The organism is Bradyrhizobium sp. SZCCHNS2022 (genome assembly GCF_032377575.1).
Classification (GTDB): Bacteria; Pseudomonadota; Alphaproteobacteria; order Rhizobiales; family Xanthobacteraceae; genus Bradyrhizobium; species Bradyrhizobium aeschynomenes.
The window spans coordinates 5339681-5354660 of record NZ_JAUHHZ010000001.1 but is presented as its reverse complement, the minus strand read 5'-3'; the positions used below and the strand labels follow the sequence as shown (position 1 = coordinate 5354660).

The window sequence follows — 14980 nt, the reverse complement described above, 5'->3', positions numbered from 1 at the left end:
GCCTCGTTCGGGGCTTCATGGTTCGAGACACGCCGCCAGCGGCGCTCCTCACCGGGAGGGTTTGGTGTTGGTGCTCCTCTCATCGATCTTGTTGTCGATAGCATCGAGTCTTCCTAGGACGAGCCGTCAAGCGATGCGGCGTCATGTGCTTTCGCGCTCGATCACCTCGAACGGGACGATCAGGGTCGCCGGCGCCGGCGGGTGCGCGTGCTGCACGGCGTCGAGTGCGTCCAGCAGAATGCGACCCGCCTCGCGCCCGATATTGCGGCAATCCACGGCGACGGTGGTGATGCGTGGCCAGGCGCAGCGCGACACCTCGAAATCGCCGAAGCCGGCGATCGCGATCCGGCCGGGCACGGCCCAGCCGCGGCGGTGGCACTCCATGATCGCGCCGAAGGCGGAGAGATCGGAGACGCAGACGGCGGCGTCGACATCGGGCCATTGCTGGATCAGGTGCACGAGCGCCTGGCCGCCTTGCTCCATCGAGATCGGCGGATTGCCGAACGAGATGGTGCGGCCGACCGGCAGGCCGAGCTCCTCGACCGCCCTGGTGTAGCCGAGCCGGCGGTCGGCGCCGCGGGTGTCGCGCCGGCTGGCGCCACCAATGAAGCCGATGTTGCGATAGCCCTTCTGATACAGCCGGTGGACCAGGGCACGCGAGGCCTCGGCGTTGGAGAAGCCGACGACGTGATCGATCGGATCGGCCGGCAGATCCCAGGTCTCCACGACGGGGATGCCGGCGGATCGCAGCATCCGCCGCGCCTTCGGTGTATGCCGCCCGTCTGTGACGATGATCCCGTCGGGACGGCGGGTCAGCATCGCCTGGACGAGTTGCTCCTCCTTCTCGATGTCGTAGTCGGTGTAACCGAGCAGCATCTGCAGTCCCCGGCCTTCGATGACCTCGGTGATGCCGCGGGCGGTGTCGGAGAAGTTGGAGTTGTTGATCGAAGGCACCAGGACGGCGACGAAGCCGGTACGTTTCGAGGACAGCGCTCCCGCCGAAAGATCGAGCACGTAGCCGAGCTCGTCGACGGCCGAAAGGATCTTGCGCCGCGTCTCCTCGGAGACGGCGCCGTCGCTCTTCAGGGCGCGGGAGACGGTCATCGCCGACACGCCGGCCCGCGCCGCCACCTCCGCCATGGTCGCGGGCCGCTTCGGCAGCGCTCGGGCGGTCGGCCGTGTCGACTTCATCTCATGCGGTCTTCTCTTGGCTGCGCGTCGCCGGGGCGGGCGGCCCGGAGCTGGCGGATGCAGAAGGATACCCTGCTTATGATATCGATAACAATCAGGTGAATAAGCTGCCGACGAAGAGGGCGATCCCTCGTCACATTCCGCGGTCGTCTCTGCGACGAAGGGACCCAACGCCACCGGCTTCGCCGTGACGACGGCGGAGAATGCAGCAACGGCTCCCGAACGTCATGACGAGCGAGAAGCACCTGAAAGAACGTCCCTGTGGGCATGCGTCATCGCCCTCTCGCGGCGCAGCTGCGTCCGAGTCGTGCCGGTCGTCCCGCCCTGCAAGAGAGAGGGCGCGGGGAATGCCGGGCGCTGGCCGCACCCATGGCCCGCCTGCGGAAAAAAATGCAGGCGGCAGGAACCACAGGTTCAGCCGAGACATCCCGGCATTCCCCGCGCGATGGTTTTCACGCTTATGTCGCGCTCTCCCCGGTGTCCGGCTTTTTAGCCACCGTCGCCGTCCGGATCATCATCACCAGACGACTTGGCGCCAGCTTCGGGGCGCCAGGACCACGCGTCTTCACGTCCGCAAGTCTGCCGTTCGTCGGCGAGCACGAGGCCCGCTGCAGCGCACTCGCAGCCACCGCATCGCCGGCCCCACGTCTCGTGACGATCGCGAAGCGCCCCTCTCGCGGGCCGGGATGCGGAGAGATATACATGATTTCCGAAAAAATGAAAGAGATTTCTTTTTCACGGAAGGATGGGCCAGGGCCAATCAGAGTCCGTCACAATAAGTACCTGGTGATGTGCAGGGTCCCACCCCTCGCAATGACAATGTTGACCGAGGCGTCTCCCCGACTTCCACCGTCGTCCCGGCGAACGCCGGGACCCATAGACGCCACCGTCGGCTTTGCGAAGGACGACGATCCAGACCTTCTCCGCCAACGCACATCACGCAGTATGGGTCCCGGCGTTCGCCGGGAAGACAGCGGTATGTGCGGCCACATTCTGCCGCCACGCATTTCCGCCCGATGTCCCTATTGCTTCGTCGTCGACGCCGCCGGCCGCTTCGCGTAGATCGCCTCGATCTCCCTGGCGAACGTCCGCTCGATGGCCGGCCGCTTGTTCTTCAGCGTCGGCGTGATCAGGCCGGCCTGGATGGTCCATGGCTCCAAGGTCCAATGCACCGCCTTCGGCGTGGCGTAGGCCGGATAGGCCTTCACGCTGCGCGCGATGTGGCGCAGCAGGGAAGCGGCTTCGGCCTCGGGGCCGCGCTGACCGTGAGCGGCGAGCCGCGCCTGCTGCTCGGCCCAGCCCTTGAGGTTGAGGACGACGATCGCCGTGAGGAACGGGCGGCTCTCCCCGATCACGATCGCCTGCTCGAACAGCGGGTCGGTGAGGATCGCGGTCTCCAGGTCGGCGGGGGCGATCTTCTCGCCGGTCGACGTCACCAGGATGTCCTTGATCCGCCCGGTGATGGTGATGCGTCCCTGGTCGATCCGGGCCTGGTCGCCGGTGTGCAGCCAGCCGTCGGCCTCCTTGATGCGCGCGGTCTCCTCCGGCCGGTGCCAGTAGCCGAGCATCACGTGGGGGCCGCGCACCATCAGCTCGTCATTGTCGCCGATGCGGACCTCGACGCCGGGGAGGGCGCGGCCGACGGTGCGCGGATCGTTGTCGTCGGGCGTGTTGACGCTCACCACCGGCGAGGTCTCGGTCATGCCGTAGCCCTGCAGCACGTCGAGCCCGAGCGCCAGGAACAGCCGCACCACCGGCTCGGCGATCGGCGCACCGCCGCTCACCGCGACGCGCAGCCGCCCCCCGAACCGGGCCAGCACCTTCTCGGCGACGAGGCGACGCAGCAGCGGCCATGCGGTGCGCTCGAACATCGGCTGCGTGGCGTGCCCATGCCGTGCATCGAAGCGGCGGCCGCCGATCGCGAGCGTCAGATCGAGCAGCGCGCGCTCCAACGGGTTGGCGATCCCGCGGTGATGCATGACGAGCGAATAGATCCGCTCATAGATGCGCGGCACCGAGACCAGGATGGTCGGGCGGACCTCCAGCAGATCCTCCGACAGCTGCCTCACCGAGCGCGCATAGGCGACGCAGGCACCGATCGCGATCGCGTAGTAATAGCCCGCAGTTCGCTCGAACGTGTGCGACAGCGGCAGGAACGACAGGAACACGTCGTCGATGTCGGCCGCGAGCCGCTGATGGATCGCCTTGACGTTTGCGACGACATTGTCGTGCGACAGCATCACGCCCTTCGGCCGGCCGGTGGTGCCCGAGGTGTAGACGATCGCGGCGAGGTCGTGCGACGCGATGGCGATCTCGTCGAGAGCCGCGCCGGCTCCGGACGCATTCAGCCAGGCATCCAGCGCGGCGACGCGCGGATCGGCGGCGTCGGGAGGCGCCTGCAGCTCGGCGCACACGATCCGCTTCAGGTCGGGCAGGGCCTGACCGACGGCGGCGATCTCATTCCAATGCTGGTCGGAATCGACCAGCAGCAGCCGCGCGCCGGAATCGGCGAGGATGTAGGCGATGCTGTCGGCGTTGTCGACCGCATGCATCGGCACCGGGACCAGCCCACGCGCCAGCGCCGCCTGATCCATCGCGAGATGCGCCAGCCCGTTCGGCATCAGGATCGCGACGCGCTCGCCTTGCTTCAATCCTTCGGCGGCGAGCGCCCGCTGCCAGCGATCAACGACGCGATCGATCTGGTGCCATGACAGGCTGCTCCAGCCGTTGCCGGCCGGATCGAAGTGACGATAGGCCTCGGCGTCGGGGCTCCGGTCGACGCGCCAGCGCCACAGCGCGGGCAGGGTCGCAATGGCGGCCGGCGGGCCGGCCGCCATTGCCTGATCATCGATGGAATTAGACTGCTGCACGCCCGCCTCCGGCGATCCGGTATTCGTCGCGAGCGTCTTGCAGCGGCGGATCAGGACCGACGTTGACGTAGCGCAATCACGGGACGTCTGCTCGTGCGCCGCGACATGGGAGCCCCTCGCGTGCGGCGGTGGCGATGTCCGTCACGCGCCCTCCGGCACCTTGTCGAGAAAGCCGGTGACGCGGCGAATGCGGCCGTCGGCGAGCTCGACGAAGTCCGTGCCCTCGATCGGGCCGTCTGCATCCGCCGGACCGAGCGTCCAGGCGAAGCGGACGTAGTTGCCGTGGCCGTTGGCGCTGCCGCGCAGGCGGAAGCGGAAGTCGGGGAAGCGCTGCTGCACGCCGTTCACGAGTGCGTCGATGCCGTCGTAGCCGCTGCCGCACATCAGCGGGTCGACATAGCTGGCATCGTCGGTCCATTGCCGCGCGAGCAGCGTGCGGCGCTGCGTGGCGTCGCGCTCGTTCCACAGCGCAATGTAGCCGTCGGCGATCGCGGCGATCTCGGTCATCGGTGCTCTCCATGTTGTGAACGATGAGGCGGCGAAGATCGCGCCGATCATGCATCGAATCGATTACGTCCGACGTCATCTCATTTGGCATGACCAAACTGTAAGTTGCCGCCTCTCCGCGCCGGGCCTACCCAGCGCGCAGAGACGGTGCGGGGGATTTGCGTCGCATGTTGTCCGACACTTGGAAGTTGATCGCGGTCGCGATCTGTCTCGTCCTGTTCACGGCCGATACCGTGCTCAAGCCGCAGGACAAGCCCAACCGCATGGTGTTCTTCGAGCTGCATCGGGGCGACAGCCCGACGATGATCGGCATGATGCGCGACGACCTGCTCAAGCTCCCGGGCCGCGGCGCAAGCCGCATCCGCAACGCGCTGGCGCGCGGCGAGGCGTTAACGGTCTGGCAATATGAGTTGAGAAAGACTGAAGACGGCAGCTATCAGGAGGTGCCGGCGCGGCAGATCGAGCTCGGGTCCGCCGACGCGCCGCTCGTCACCTTCGGCGCCACCGTGCGCCTTCCCGACGATTAGTTCGGCTCCGCTGCTCACATGGCGCCGCTGCCGGCGCATTCCTCAGCAAAGCCGGGCGATCGAGTCGGCCGCGATGCCGCTTCCCTCTGGAGCGGATCCGGGAGGATGCGACCCGATATCGAGGCTGCATCGGCGCCGCCGAGGTTCCGCGCGCCGGGAACCTGAGCGGTATCGAAGGCCGGCGCAGGAATCCGTTCCTCCCAGTCTTGGCGCCCTCCACAACGCCGCCTTCGCGCATCCGGAATTTCACGGGGTTTTGCGCTGCCGTGACGTTGAAGCCGCGCCGCCAGACGAATCATGCCGGGCTCCTGCCCAGCTCGTGGCGCAACTGCCATGGTCGGGCCCGGGTGAGGCGATATTTTCGCGGTAGCAACCGGGTGGTGCAGCGGCCTTGCAACACTTGCCCTGAATTTGGTTCGGGCCGCCGCGCCGTCCTGGACAAAAACACGATCTCGCAACACGCTGCGTTTGCGATTTGGATTTGGCTTTCGCGTTCCGGTTCTGGGGAGGGCTCGTGATTGCAAGGTCCGCCGCAGTTCCAAGCATCACAATCAACGCATCACACGAAGCGTATCAAAGTCGGTCAGATCGGTTTCGCCGGGTTGAACTGGGGCTCGACATGAAATTCTGGACGGGGTTGCTCGCAGTTGTTCTGTTGCTGTCGGGGGTCGGCGCGAGCCAGGCCGTGGTCCGGATTGCCGACGACCGCGGCGGCCGGATCGGCACCTATGTCGACAAGTACCAGGGCCTGCGATCCTCAGGCGAGTATGTGATCATCGACGGCCTGTGCGCGTCGGCCTGCACCATCGTGCTGGGCGCCGTTCCGCACGACAAGATCTGCGTCACCTCGCATGCCAATCTCGGTTTCCACGCCGCCTGGGATTTCGGCGCCAACGGCCGCGCCGTCACCAATCCCGAGGCGACCCAGATGCTGTACTCGATGTATCCGTCGCCGATCCGCCGCTGGATCTCGCAGCGCGGCGGGCTGACGCCGCGGATGATCTTCCTGAAGGGCAAGGAGCTGCAGGCGATGTACAAGCCCTGCTACATGGACGCCCAGGCGTCCTCGCCGTCCTCGCCGCAGGTCGCGCCCAATGCTCCGGCGATCTCGCCGGCGGCCGCCAAGGCCTCCGCCTCGCACTGACCGGGGCATTCCTCCGCACCCTGTGACCGCGGCGGGCGCCCTCCGCGCTTGCCTCGCCCGCCAGCGCGGCCTATTTCAGAGGTCGAGAGGCGGGCAGACGCATGTGCCATTTCGGGCCAGTGACCCGCCGGATGAGCACGCCATCATGCAGCCCCTTTCAGCGCCGCAAGAGATATCGCCCGGTTCTGCCGGTCGCCGCGCGGCCTCTGCGCCGGTGATGGCGGCCGCGGCCCTGGGCGTCGGGCTGGTCGCAGGCGCCGGCATTCTCTGGGCGCAGTACGGCACCGCCGTGTTCTTCGAGATGATCGCCGCCGGCTTCAGCGCCTGCTTCTGAGACCGAAATTGAGGAGCCCGGCATGCCGTCCAATGCCACCCGTCCGCTGGTGATCATCGGAGCCTTCGCTGCCAGCCTGGTGGTCGGGCTGACGCTGATGTTCGTCGTCCTGGGCGGCGGCGCCCGCAACATCGCCGCACCGGCCGCGATCGGCGGGCCGTTCCAGCTCACCGACCAGACCGGCGCGGTCGTCACCGAAAAGAGCCTGCAGGGGCGGCCGACCCTGATCTTCTTCGGCTTCACCCATTGCCCGGACGTCTGTCCGACCTCGCTGTTCGAGATCTCCGAGGTGCTGCGCGCCATGGGCAAGGACGCCGACAGCGTCAACGCCTATTTCATCTCGGTCGATCCCGAGCGCGACAACCCGGCGGCCATGAAGGACTACCTTTCGAGCTTCGATCCGCACCTGAAGGGCCTGACCGGCGATCCCGAGGTGCTGGCCAAGGTCCTCACCGAGTACCGGGTCTATGCCAAGAAGGTCCCGCTGAAGGACGGTGATTACACCATGGACCACACCGCCTTGATTTATCTGATGGACCGCAACGGCCGCTTCGTCGCGCCGTTCAACCTGAAGCGCACGCCCGAGGAGGCGGCGGCGGACCTGAAGAAGTACCTCTGAGCGCGTTAACGCTCTCGCGCCCGGCGCCCGGCACCGAGCCGATTCGCGTCTCGAATTTGCGCCGGGATGGTCTATAAGGCGCGCTGACCATCGGGACCGCTGATGCCGACCGTCGTTTCAAGCCCCTGGAAGCCCAACCGCCCGGCCCGCGCCATCACCGCCGCCGTGCTGCTCTGTCTCGGCCTGGCCGGGGCCGGACCGGATGCGCGCGCCCAGGCGCCGGTGAGGCCGGCGGTCGAAGCGGCGCCGCAGGCGGTCCCCGGCTTCTGGGACCCGCGGCGCCGCCCCGAGCGGCCCGATCTGTCGCGCCTCACGGTGATCCGCTTCCTGACCGAGACCGACTATCCGCCTTTCAATTTCACCGGACCCGACGGCAATCCGGCCGGCTTCAACGTCGATCTCGCCAGGGCGATCTGCGACGAGATCAAGGTCACCTGCACCGTCCAGATGCGCCGCTTCGAGACCCTGATCGACGCGCTGTCCTCGAACCGGGGCGACGCCATCATCGCCTCGATGGCGGTGACGCCGCAGATGCGCGCGCGGCTGGATTTCTCCGATCCCTATTACCGGGCGCCGGCGCGCTTCGTGTCGCGCCGCGACGCGGTCATGACCGAGATCCGGCCCGAATTCCTCGAGGGCAAGAAGATCGGCGCGGTCGCCGGTACCGCACACGAGGCCTATCTCAAGGCGATGTTCACCGACGCCGAGATCAAGGCCTATCCGAACGAGGACGCGCTGCGGCAGGCGCTGCGCCGGGCCGAGGTCGACCTGATCTTCGGCGACGGCATCTCGCTGGCGTTCTGGGTCAACGGCACTGATTCGGCCGATTGCTGCGCCTTTTCCGGTGGACCTTTCGTCGAAAGCCGCTATTTCGGCGAGGGCGTCGGGATCGGGGTGCGCAAGGGCAACGACCTGCTGCGCCAGGCCCTGAACTGGGCGCTGTTCCGGGTCTGGGAAAAGGGCCGCTACACCGACCTGTGGCTGCGCTATTTCTCGATCAGCCCGTTCTAGCGCTTGCCGTCGTTCCGGGGCGCGTCGAAGACGCGAACCCGGAACCTCGAGATTCCGGGTTCGATGTTTCGCATCGCCCCGGAATGACGGGTAACATGACCGCTGTTTTGCACGCCTTCGGAGAAGTCTTTTTCAAGATGTCCACGATCGATCTCGCCCTTCCCAGCCCGAGCGACCTGCGCGCGCTCGCCGAACAATCCAATGCCTGGCCGTTCGAGCAGGCGAAAGCGATCGTCAACCGGCTGAAGAAGACCCCGAAGGACGAGGTGCTGTTCGAGACCGGCTATGGCCCGTCCGGCCTGCCGCATATCGGCACCTTCGGCGAGGTCGCGCGCACCACCATGGTGCGCCACGCCTTTCGCGTGCTGACCGAGGACAGGATCAAGACGCGGCTCATCGCCTTCTCCGACGACATGGACGGCCTGCGCAAGGTGCCGGACAACGTGCCGAACAAGGAGATGCTGGCGACGCATCTGGGCAAGCCGCTGTCGCGCATCCCCGATCCGTTCTCCAACGAGTATCCCTCGTTCGCCGCGCACAACAATGCGCGGCTGCGCGCCTTCCTCGACAAGTTCGGCTTCGAATACGAGTTCGCCTCCTCGACCGACTACTACACCTCGGGCAGGTTCGATGCGGCGCTGCTGCGCATGCTGGAGCGGCTCGAGAAGGTGATGGCGATCATGCTGCCGTCGCTGCGCGAGGAGCGCGCCGCAAGCTATTCGCCGTTTCTGCCGATCTGCCCGCGCACCGGCCTCGTGCTGTACGTGCCGATCGTGGAGCACGACGCCAAGGCCGGCACCATCTCCTACGACGATCCCGAGACCCGCGAGCGCATGACCGTTCCGGTCACCGGCGGCCACTGCAAGCTGCAATGGAAGCCGGACTGGGCGATGCGCTGGCACGCGCTCGGCGTCGACTATGAAATGGCCGGCAAGGACCTGATCGATTCGGTGAAGCTGTCGGGGAAGATCTGCGCGGCGCTCGGCGGCACGCCGCCGGAGGGCTTCAACTACGAGCTGTTCCTGGACGAGAAGGGCCAGAAGATCTCGAAGTCGAAGGGCAACGGCCTGACCATCGACGAATGGCTGCGCTACGCCTCGCCGGAATCGCTGTCGCTGTTCATGTATCGCGAGCCCAAGGCGGCGAAGCGGCTGTATTTCGACGTCATCCCGCGCAACGTCGACGACTATCAGCAATTCCTCGAGGGCTTCCCGAAGCAGGATGCCAAGCAGCAGCTCGGCAATCCGGTCTGGCACATCCATTCCGGCACGCCGCCCAAGGCCGACATGCCGGTGACCTTCCAGCTGCTGCTGACCCTGGTGTCGTCGTCGAACGCCGAGAATGCCGAGACGCTGTGGGGCTTCATCGGCCGCTACCGTCCGGGCGTGACGCCGCAGACGCATCCTAAGCTCGACGCGATGGTCGGCTACGCCATCAACTACTATCGCGACTTCGTCGCGCCGACCAAGACGTTCCGCGAGCCGACCGAGATCGAGCGCGTGGCGCTGCAGGATCTGCGCGACGCGCTGTCCAACCTGCCGCAGGAGGCCGCGGCCGAGGACATCCAGAACGTGGTCTACGAGATCGGCCGCCGCGAGCCGTTCCTCGACCACGCCAAGAAGGGCAAGGACGGCCGGCCGGGCGTGTCGCTCGACTGGTTCAACATGCTCTATCAGGTGCTGCTCGGCCAGGAGAAGGGCCCGCGCTTCGGCTCCTTCGTCGCCGTCTACGGCATCAACAACGCCGTCAGCATGATCGACGGGGCGCTGGCGCGGAGCGCGTGAGGTCCACGCTCTTCACTCCGCAAACGGTGTCGTCCCGGCCTCGAGCCGGGACCCATCAACCACCGGCTCGAGTTTGACGGAAGATCTCCGCCACCGTCCAAACCAATCAGCACTCCGCGGTATGGGTCCCGGCTCGAGGCCGGGACGACAGCGGAATGCTGGGCGGCCGCCTTCGCCCGAAGCGGCGGCGATGAGCGGGCTACACGCCCTGCAGCACGAAGCGGCGGTCGAGCTTCTGCACCGGGCGGGCATTCATCGGATACAGCTTGGCGAACTTCGCCACATCAGCTTCGGCGACCGAGACCGGCTCGCTCAGCAGCAGCCACTCGACCACCTCGGAGCAGGGCGGCGTCGTCAGCGAGCCGGCATAGCGATAATAGGAGCGGCGGTTCGGCAGCATCATGTTGGGATTGATGCGCGGATCGGCCTTGACCGCGGGGCCTTCCTTTTCCGGCATCGTCGACACGATGTGGGAGAAGGCGGCATTGGGGCGGCCGGTGGTCATGAGCACGCCGACCACAGCGAGGCCGCCCGAGGCGGCGCGGTGCACGAAATGCGCCTCCATCGGATAGTTCTTGCCGCCGATCTGGTGCTCGCTCGGGCGATGGAAATGCACTTGCAGCAGCTTGTAGGTGGTGCCGCCGAGCTTCAGGGTGCCGCTGCCGTCGGCGAAGTTCAGCTGGATGGTATGGCCGTTGTTGACGATGGTGTCGGCGGTCCTCGCCCAGCTCAGCTTGAAGTCGGGCAATTGGGCTCGCGTCGGATGCTCGATGTCGATCGGCGACTGCTGGGTGCCGACGCCGCAGACCTTGTTGGCCGCGTCGAGATCGCCCCATTTGGCGGGGCCCGTCGTCCCCTCATAGCTCCAATGCGGGGTGCCTTCCGCGGCGAAGCCGGGCGTGGCGCAGACGGGGCAGAGAGCTAACCCAGCTAGGGCCTTCAAGACGTTGCGGCGGTCCATGGCAATCTCCAAAGCTCAAGTGTGATGCAGGCAATCGGTGCGGCCGTCAGCGCTCGGCGGCGCCGAGGCGAATCGCGAAGCCCAGGAGAGCCGAATTCGGTTAATCCTTGCTGAGGAACCGGCTGCATCCAGAAAAATCCGTGATGGCCCGGGACAACTGGTGCGGGCGATGGCGCAGCGGCCGCGGGACAATCGACGCTTGAGTTCGCCGCCCCCTGCCGATACGGTCGGCCGCTCCCGAAAACATCAGCAAACTCAAGCTCAAGCCAGGACCGCGCGAAGGTGCCCAAAATCTACAAAATCTGCTCAGCTTCGGCCTGGCGCGAGGCGGAGCGGCTGGGCGTCTATCGCGGCAGCGCGGACGATCTGCGCGACGGATTCATCCATTTCTCGACAGCTTCCCAGGTTCCGGAGACCGCCCGAAAGCACTTCTTCGGGCAGAGCGCGCTGTTCCTGGTCGAAGTCGAGGCGGACGCGCTGGGCGAGGCGCTGCGCTGGGAACGCTCGCGCAATGACGAGCTGTTCCCGCATCTCTATGGCGAGCTCGATCTCGGTGCCGTGGCGGCCGTTCACCAGATGCACAGCCGGGCCGATGGCGGCCACGACATTCCGGGACTTGCGCCGTGATTCGGGCCTTCGACACCGTTTCGCTGCCGCTGCTTCGCTGGCTGGACGCCGAGGATGCGCACCGGCTCGCCATCCAGGGCCTGAAGCTGCTGCCGGCGATCAAGCCGCGGCCCGACGATGCCAAGCTCGCGGTGCGCGCCTTCGGGCTCAACTTCCCCAACCCGGTCGGCATGGCCGCCGGCTTCGACAAGAATGCCGAGGTGCCGGACGCGCTGCTGCGGCTCGGCTTCGGCTTCGTCGAGATCGGCTCGGTGACCCCGAGGCCGCAGAGCGGCAATCCGCGGCCGCGGCTGTTCCGGCTGGAGCGCGACGAGGCGGTCATCAACCGCATGGGCTTCAACAATGACGGCGCCGAGGCCGTGCTGCGCCGGCTGGCCGGTCGCGCCAATCAGGGCGGCATCGTCGGCGTCAATGTCGGGGCCAACAAGGATTCGGCCGACCGCGTCGCCGACTACGTCCGGCTGATCGAGACCTTCGCGCCGGTGGCGAGCTATTTCACCGTCAACATCTCCTCGCCGAATACGCCGGGCCTGCGCAACCTGCAGCAGGCCGCGCAGCTCGACGAGCTGCTGTCCAAGGTGCTGGAGGCGCGCGACCGTATCAGACGCAAGGCCGGCGACACTCCGGTGCTGCTCAAGATCGCGCCTGATCTCAGCCTCGCCGAGCTCGACGACGTCGTCCATGTCGCGCGCTCCCGCGGCGTCGACGGCATGATCGTCTCGAACACGACGCTGGCCCGGCCCAACAGCCTGCGCGAGCAGCTGCGTGCCAAGGAGCAGGGCGGTCTGTCCGGGCGGCCGCTGTTCCGGCTATCGACCCGCATGGTCGCGGAGACCTTCGTGCGCGTCGAGGGCGCGTTCCCGCTGATCGGCGTCGGCGGCATCGACACCGGCGGCGCCGCGCTGACCAAGATCCGCGCCGGCGCCAGCCTGATCCAGCTGTATTCCTCGCTCGTCTACAAGGGTCTCGGCCTGGTCGACAGCATCAAGGCCGATTTGACCTCGACCTTGCTGCGCACGGGACGCGAATCGCTGTCCGAAATCGTCGGCGCCGATGCGGCGACGATCACGGCGGAGGACTGGCCGGTTTAGTTCAGCTGCTCCGTCATTCTCCACCGTCATCCCCGCGCAGGCGGGGATCCAGTACGCCGCGGCGGCTGTTGTTGAATCGAGACGGCACGGCGTACTGGATCATCCGCTTGCGCGGACGATGACAGCTTACCCCGTCGACCGAGCCGGGCCTTTCCCGAACGATGCCCTCAGCAGCGCCGGATAGCGTGCGGCCTGGAAGCCGCCGCGGGCGGCGTAGAAGCCGAGCAGGGCGATCCACAGGCCGGTGTTGCCGTAGCTGCGCAGCGCCAGCCAAGCGCCGAGAAACACGATCAGCGCCGCGATCATCAGATTGCGCATGTCGCGCGCCCAGGTGGCGCCGATATAGACCCCGTCGAATGCGAAGGCGAACACCGACAGCAGCGGCGAGGCGATCACGAACGGCAGATAGTCGCGCGCGGCGCTGCGAACGCCGGGGCTTGCCGTCATCACGTCGATCAGGTCGGGTCCGAACAGCGCGAAGATCACGGCGACAACGAGCGCGAAGCCGAAGCCCCAGACCAGCACCAGCCTCGTCGCGCCGGCGAAGGCGCCCCTGTTGCGCGCGCCAAAGGCGTAGCCACAGAGCTGCTCGGCGGCGTTGGCAAGCCCGTCGAGAAAGAACGCCGCCACCAGCAGGAAATTGTTCAGCACTGCGTTGGCGGCGAGCGTGGTGTCGCCGGCACGCGCGCCCTGCGAGGTGAAGAACAGGAAGGCTGCGATCATCGCGGCGGTGCGGATCATGATGTCGCGGTTCACCGCCATCATGTGCATCAGCTTGACGCGGTCGAACAACGAGGGCAGCGAGAGACCGCGCGTCGTCGAGACCAGCCGGTGCGCCAGAGCGAGGCCGATCACCACGCCGACGGCCTCCGCAATCAGCGCGGCGATCGCAGCGCCGGCAATGCCGGTTTCCAGCACCTGCACCAGCAGGATGGTCGCAGCCATGTTGATCAGGTTGATCGCGACCTGGACCGCGAGCGCCAGCTTGGCGCGCGCCAGCCCGACGAGCCAGCCGAGTAGCACGTAGTTGGCGAGCGCGAGCGGCGCCGACCAGATGCGCACGGTGAAATAGGTTCGCGCGGCGCCGAGGACGGCATCGCTGCCGCCCATGAGCTCGAAGATGATGGCAGCCAGCGGCAGCTGCAGGGCGATCAAGGCGACGCCGATCAGTGCAGCGAGCGCGAGCCCTCGGATCAGCACCATCCGGATCTCGTCGGCCTCCCCGGCGCCGAGCGACTGCGCGGTGAAGGCGAGCGTGCTCGCCCGCAGGAAGGCGAACAGCCAGAACAGGCAGTCGAAGATCACCGAGGCCATCGCCACGCCGCCGAGCATGGCGGCCTCGCCGAGCCGGCCGATCGCCGTGGTCGAGACGATGCCGATCAGCGGCGTGGTCAGGTTGGCGATCATCGCGGGACCTGCGATGTCGAACACCTGGGCAGTCGTGACGGCCGCCCCCTTGGGTCCCGGTGAATGCAATGGAATGCTCGCTCGCCTGGCCCGTGTCACCCGCCGCGCTGCTGCGGCGGTCTCAGCCCCGGTCCGGGCCTACCATAGCCGGCACCGCTGATATGATGCTAGAGATCAATCGTCATACCGTCATGCGCTGTCTCATGCGGCAGGTTCGGCAGCCGCCGGAGCATGTCGTCGCTCATATGGGTGAGCACCAGCCGCCTCGGCCTGATCTCGTCGAGATGGGCCTCCAGCGCCGCGAGGCTGAGATGGTTCTTCACGGGCTTGTCGAACGTATAGGCTTCGGTGACGAGCAGGTCGGCCTCGCGGCCGAGCGGGATCAGGCTGTCCGTCCATTCGGTGTCGGCGGTGTAGGCCACCACCTTACCCTCGGCTTCGATGCGGTAGCCGAGAAACGGCCCGCCGGAATTGCCGTGCACGACCGGAAACGGCGTCACGCCGACGTCGCCGAAGCGCACCGGCTGCTCGGGCGCGAGCTCGACCACCGACAGTTCGAACTTGCGCGGCGTGCTGGAGGAATGCTCGAACATCGCCTCCATCACCTGCGTCAGCCGCGTCGCGATGCCGGCGGGGCCTGCGATCACCAGCGGCTGCGTCCGCCGTGAGAATTGCGCGTCGAGCAGCAGGAAGGGAAGGCCTGCGAAATGATCGCCGTGGAAATGCGTGATCAGGATCAGCGCGACATCGTTGCAGGCGATGCCGAGCCGCTTCAAGGCCGGCAGCGAGGAGGCACCGCAATCGATCAGCAGGTTGGTGTGCGCGCCCGTCAGATGGAAGCAGGTGTTGGATCTGCCGCCCGAGCCGAACGCGTCACCGCAGCCGACGAAGCGGAGCTGCATCGGCT

Annotated in this window: 14 protein-coding genes; 8 read left to right on the top strand and 6 right to left on the bottom strand. The window is 66.9% G+C overall.

Going from position 1 to position 14980, the window contains the following annotated elements; translation table 11 throughout:
• Positions 1-141: 141 nt before the first annotated feature.
• The 3 genes from QXZ94_RS23905 to QXZ94_RS23895 form a co-directional block, all read right to left on the bottom strand.
• Positions 142-1140 carry a LacI family DNA-binding transcriptional regulator gene (locus QXZ94_RS23905; protein WP_315726489.1) on the bottom strand — a complete coding sequence of 333 codons (999 nt, stop codon included), beginning with the start codon at positions 1138-1140 and terminating at the stop codon, positions 142-144.
• 1073 nt (positions 1141-2213) lie between these two features.
• Positions 2214-4028 carry an AMP-dependent synthetase/ligase gene (locus QXZ94_RS23900; protein ID WP_409998807.1) on the bottom strand — a complete coding sequence of 605 codons (1815 nt, stop codon included), beginning with the start codon at positions 4026-4028 and terminating at the stop codon, positions 2214-2216.
• Between the two features lie 174 nt (positions 4029-4202).
• Complete coding sequence (locus QXZ94_RS23895; protein ID WP_315722459.1) at positions 4203-4568, bottom strand: nuclear transport factor 2 family protein; 366 nt, start codon at positions 4566-4568, stop codon at positions 4203-4205.
• Positions 4569-4735: 167 nt separating this feature from the next.
• Here QXZ94_RS23895 and QXZ94_RS23890 point away from each other — a divergent pair, with 167 nt between their 5' ends.
• The 6 genes from QXZ94_RS23890 to QXZ94_RS23865 all read left to right on the top strand — a co-directional run bounded on the left by QXZ94_RS23890 (position 4736) and on the right by QXZ94_RS23865 (position 9987).
• Entirely contained in the window at positions 4736-5095 is a 360-nt protein-coding gene (locus QXZ94_RS23890; protein ID WP_172110284.1) for a hypothetical protein, read from the top strand.
• A gap of 619 nt (positions 5096-5714) precedes the next feature.
• A complete protein-coding gene (locus QXZ94_RS23885) occupies positions 5715-6239 on the top strand; it encodes a hypothetical protein (RefSeq protein ID WP_172110282.1) in 525 nt (174 codons plus the stop codon).
• Between the two features lie 145 nt (positions 6240-6384).
• On the top strand, positions 6385-6573 hold the full coding sequence (locus QXZ94_RS23880) for a hypothetical protein (protein ID WP_315722458.1): 189 nt from the start codon (positions 6385-6387) through the stop codon (positions 6571-6573).
• 22 nt (positions 6574-6595) lie between these two features.
• A complete protein-coding gene (locus tag QXZ94_RS23875) occupies positions 6596-7192 on the top strand; it encodes an SCO family protein (protein ID WP_315722457.1) in 597 nt (198 codons plus the stop codon).
• Positions 7193-7294: 102 nt separating this feature from the next.
• Complete coding sequence (locus QXZ94_RS23870) at positions 7295-8203, top strand: transporter substrate-binding domain-containing protein (protein WP_315722456.1); 909 nt, start codon at positions 7295-7297, stop codon at positions 8201-8203.
• Between the two features lie 137 nt (positions 8204-8340).
• Positions 8341-9987, top strand: a complete 1647-nt coding sequence (locus QXZ94_RS23865) for a lysine--tRNA ligase (RefSeq protein ID WP_315722455.1) — start codon at positions 8341-8343, stop codon at positions 9985-9987.
• Between the two features lie 199 nt (positions 9988-10186).
• Here the strand turns inward: QXZ94_RS23865 and QXZ94_RS23860 are convergent, their stop codons facing one another.
• Entirely contained in the window at positions 10187-10948 is a 762-nt protein-coding gene (locus tag QXZ94_RS23860) for a carbonic anhydrase family protein (RefSeq protein WP_315722454.1), read from the bottom strand.
• Positions 10949-11230: 282 nt separating this feature from the next.
• On the opposite strand from QXZ94_RS23860, the gene QXZ94_RS23855 reads away from it, so the two are divergent.
• Complete coding sequence (locus QXZ94_RS23855) at positions 11231-11575, top strand: DUF952 domain-containing protein (RefSeq protein WP_315722453.1); 345 nt, start codon at positions 11231-11233, stop codon at positions 11573-11575.
• Positions 11572-12666, top strand: a complete 1095-nt coding sequence (locus QXZ94_RS23850; RefSeq protein WP_315722452.1) for a quinone-dependent dihydroorotate dehydrogenase — start codon at positions 11572-11574, stop codon at positions 12664-12666. Before QXZ94_RS23855 ends, QXZ94_RS23850 begins: the two co-directional genes overlap by 4 nt.
• Positions 12667-12792: 126 nt before the next feature.
• Here QXZ94_RS23850 and QXZ94_RS23845 read toward each other — a convergent pair whose 3' ends face one another.
• Both QXZ94_RS23845 and QXZ94_RS23840 read right to left on the bottom strand, forming a co-directional pair.
• Positions 12793-14097: an MATE family efflux transporter gene (locus QXZ94_RS23845; RefSeq protein ID WP_315726487.1), complete on the bottom strand. Its 1305-nt coding sequence runs from the start codon at positions 14095-14097 to the stop codon at positions 12793-12795.
• A 143-nt stretch (positions 14098-14240) separates the two neighbouring features.
• Positions 14241-14975 (bottom strand): MBL fold metallo-hydrolase, encoded by a 735-nt coding sequence (locus tag QXZ94_RS23840; RefSeq protein ID WP_315722451.1) that lies wholly within the window; start codon positions 14973-14975, stop codon positions 14241-14243.
• Positions 14976-14980 lie beyond the last annotated feature (5 nt).

Bases quoted from the DNA above. Each gene is read 5' to 3' on its own strand.
- QXZ94_RS23870 (WP_315722456.1), top strand. From the start codon at position 7,295: ATGCCGACCGTCGTTTCAAGCCCCTGGAAGCCCAACCGCCCGGCCCGC.
- QXZ94_RS23885 (WP_172110282.1), top strand. From the start codon at position 5,715: ATGAAATTCTGGACGGGGTTGCTCGCAGTTGTTCTGTTGCTGTCGGGG.
- QXZ94_RS23905 (WP_315726489.1), bottom strand. From the start codon at position 1,140: ATGGCGGAGGTGGCGGCGCGGGCCGGCGTGTCGGCGATGACCGTCTCC.
- QXZ94_RS23875 (WP_315722457.1), top strand. From the start codon at position 6,596: ATGCCGTCCAATGCCACCCGTCCGCTGGTGATCATCGGAGCCTTCGCT.
- QXZ94_RS23890 (WP_172110284.1), top strand. From the start codon at position 4,736: ATGTTGTCCGACACTTGGAAGTTGATCGCGGTCGCGATCTGTCTCGTC.
- QXZ94_RS23880 (WP_315722458.1), top strand. From the start codon at position 6,385: ATGCAGCCCCTTTCAGCGCCGCAAGAGATATCGCCCGGTTCTGCCGGT.
- QXZ94_RS23865 (WP_315722455.1), top strand. From the start codon at position 8,341: ATGTCCACGATCGATCTCGCCCTTCCCAGCCCGAGCGACCTGCGCGCG.
- QXZ94_RS23895 (WP_315722459.1), bottom strand. From the start codon at position 4,568: ATGACCGAGATCGCCGCGATCGCCGACGGCTACATTGCGCTGTGGAAC.
- QXZ94_RS23860 (WP_315722454.1), bottom strand. From the start codon at position 10,948: ATGGACCGCCGCAACGTCTTGAAGGCCCTAGCTGGGTTAGCTCTCTGC.
- QXZ94_RS23900 (WP_409998807.1), bottom strand. From the start codon at position 4,028: ATGGCGGCCGGCCCGCCGGCCGCCATTGCGACCCTGCCCGCGCTGTGG.
- QXZ94_RS23840 (WP_315722451.1), bottom strand. From the start codon at position 14,975: ATGCAGCTCCGCTTCGTCGGCTGCGGTGACGCGTTCGGCTCGGGCGGC.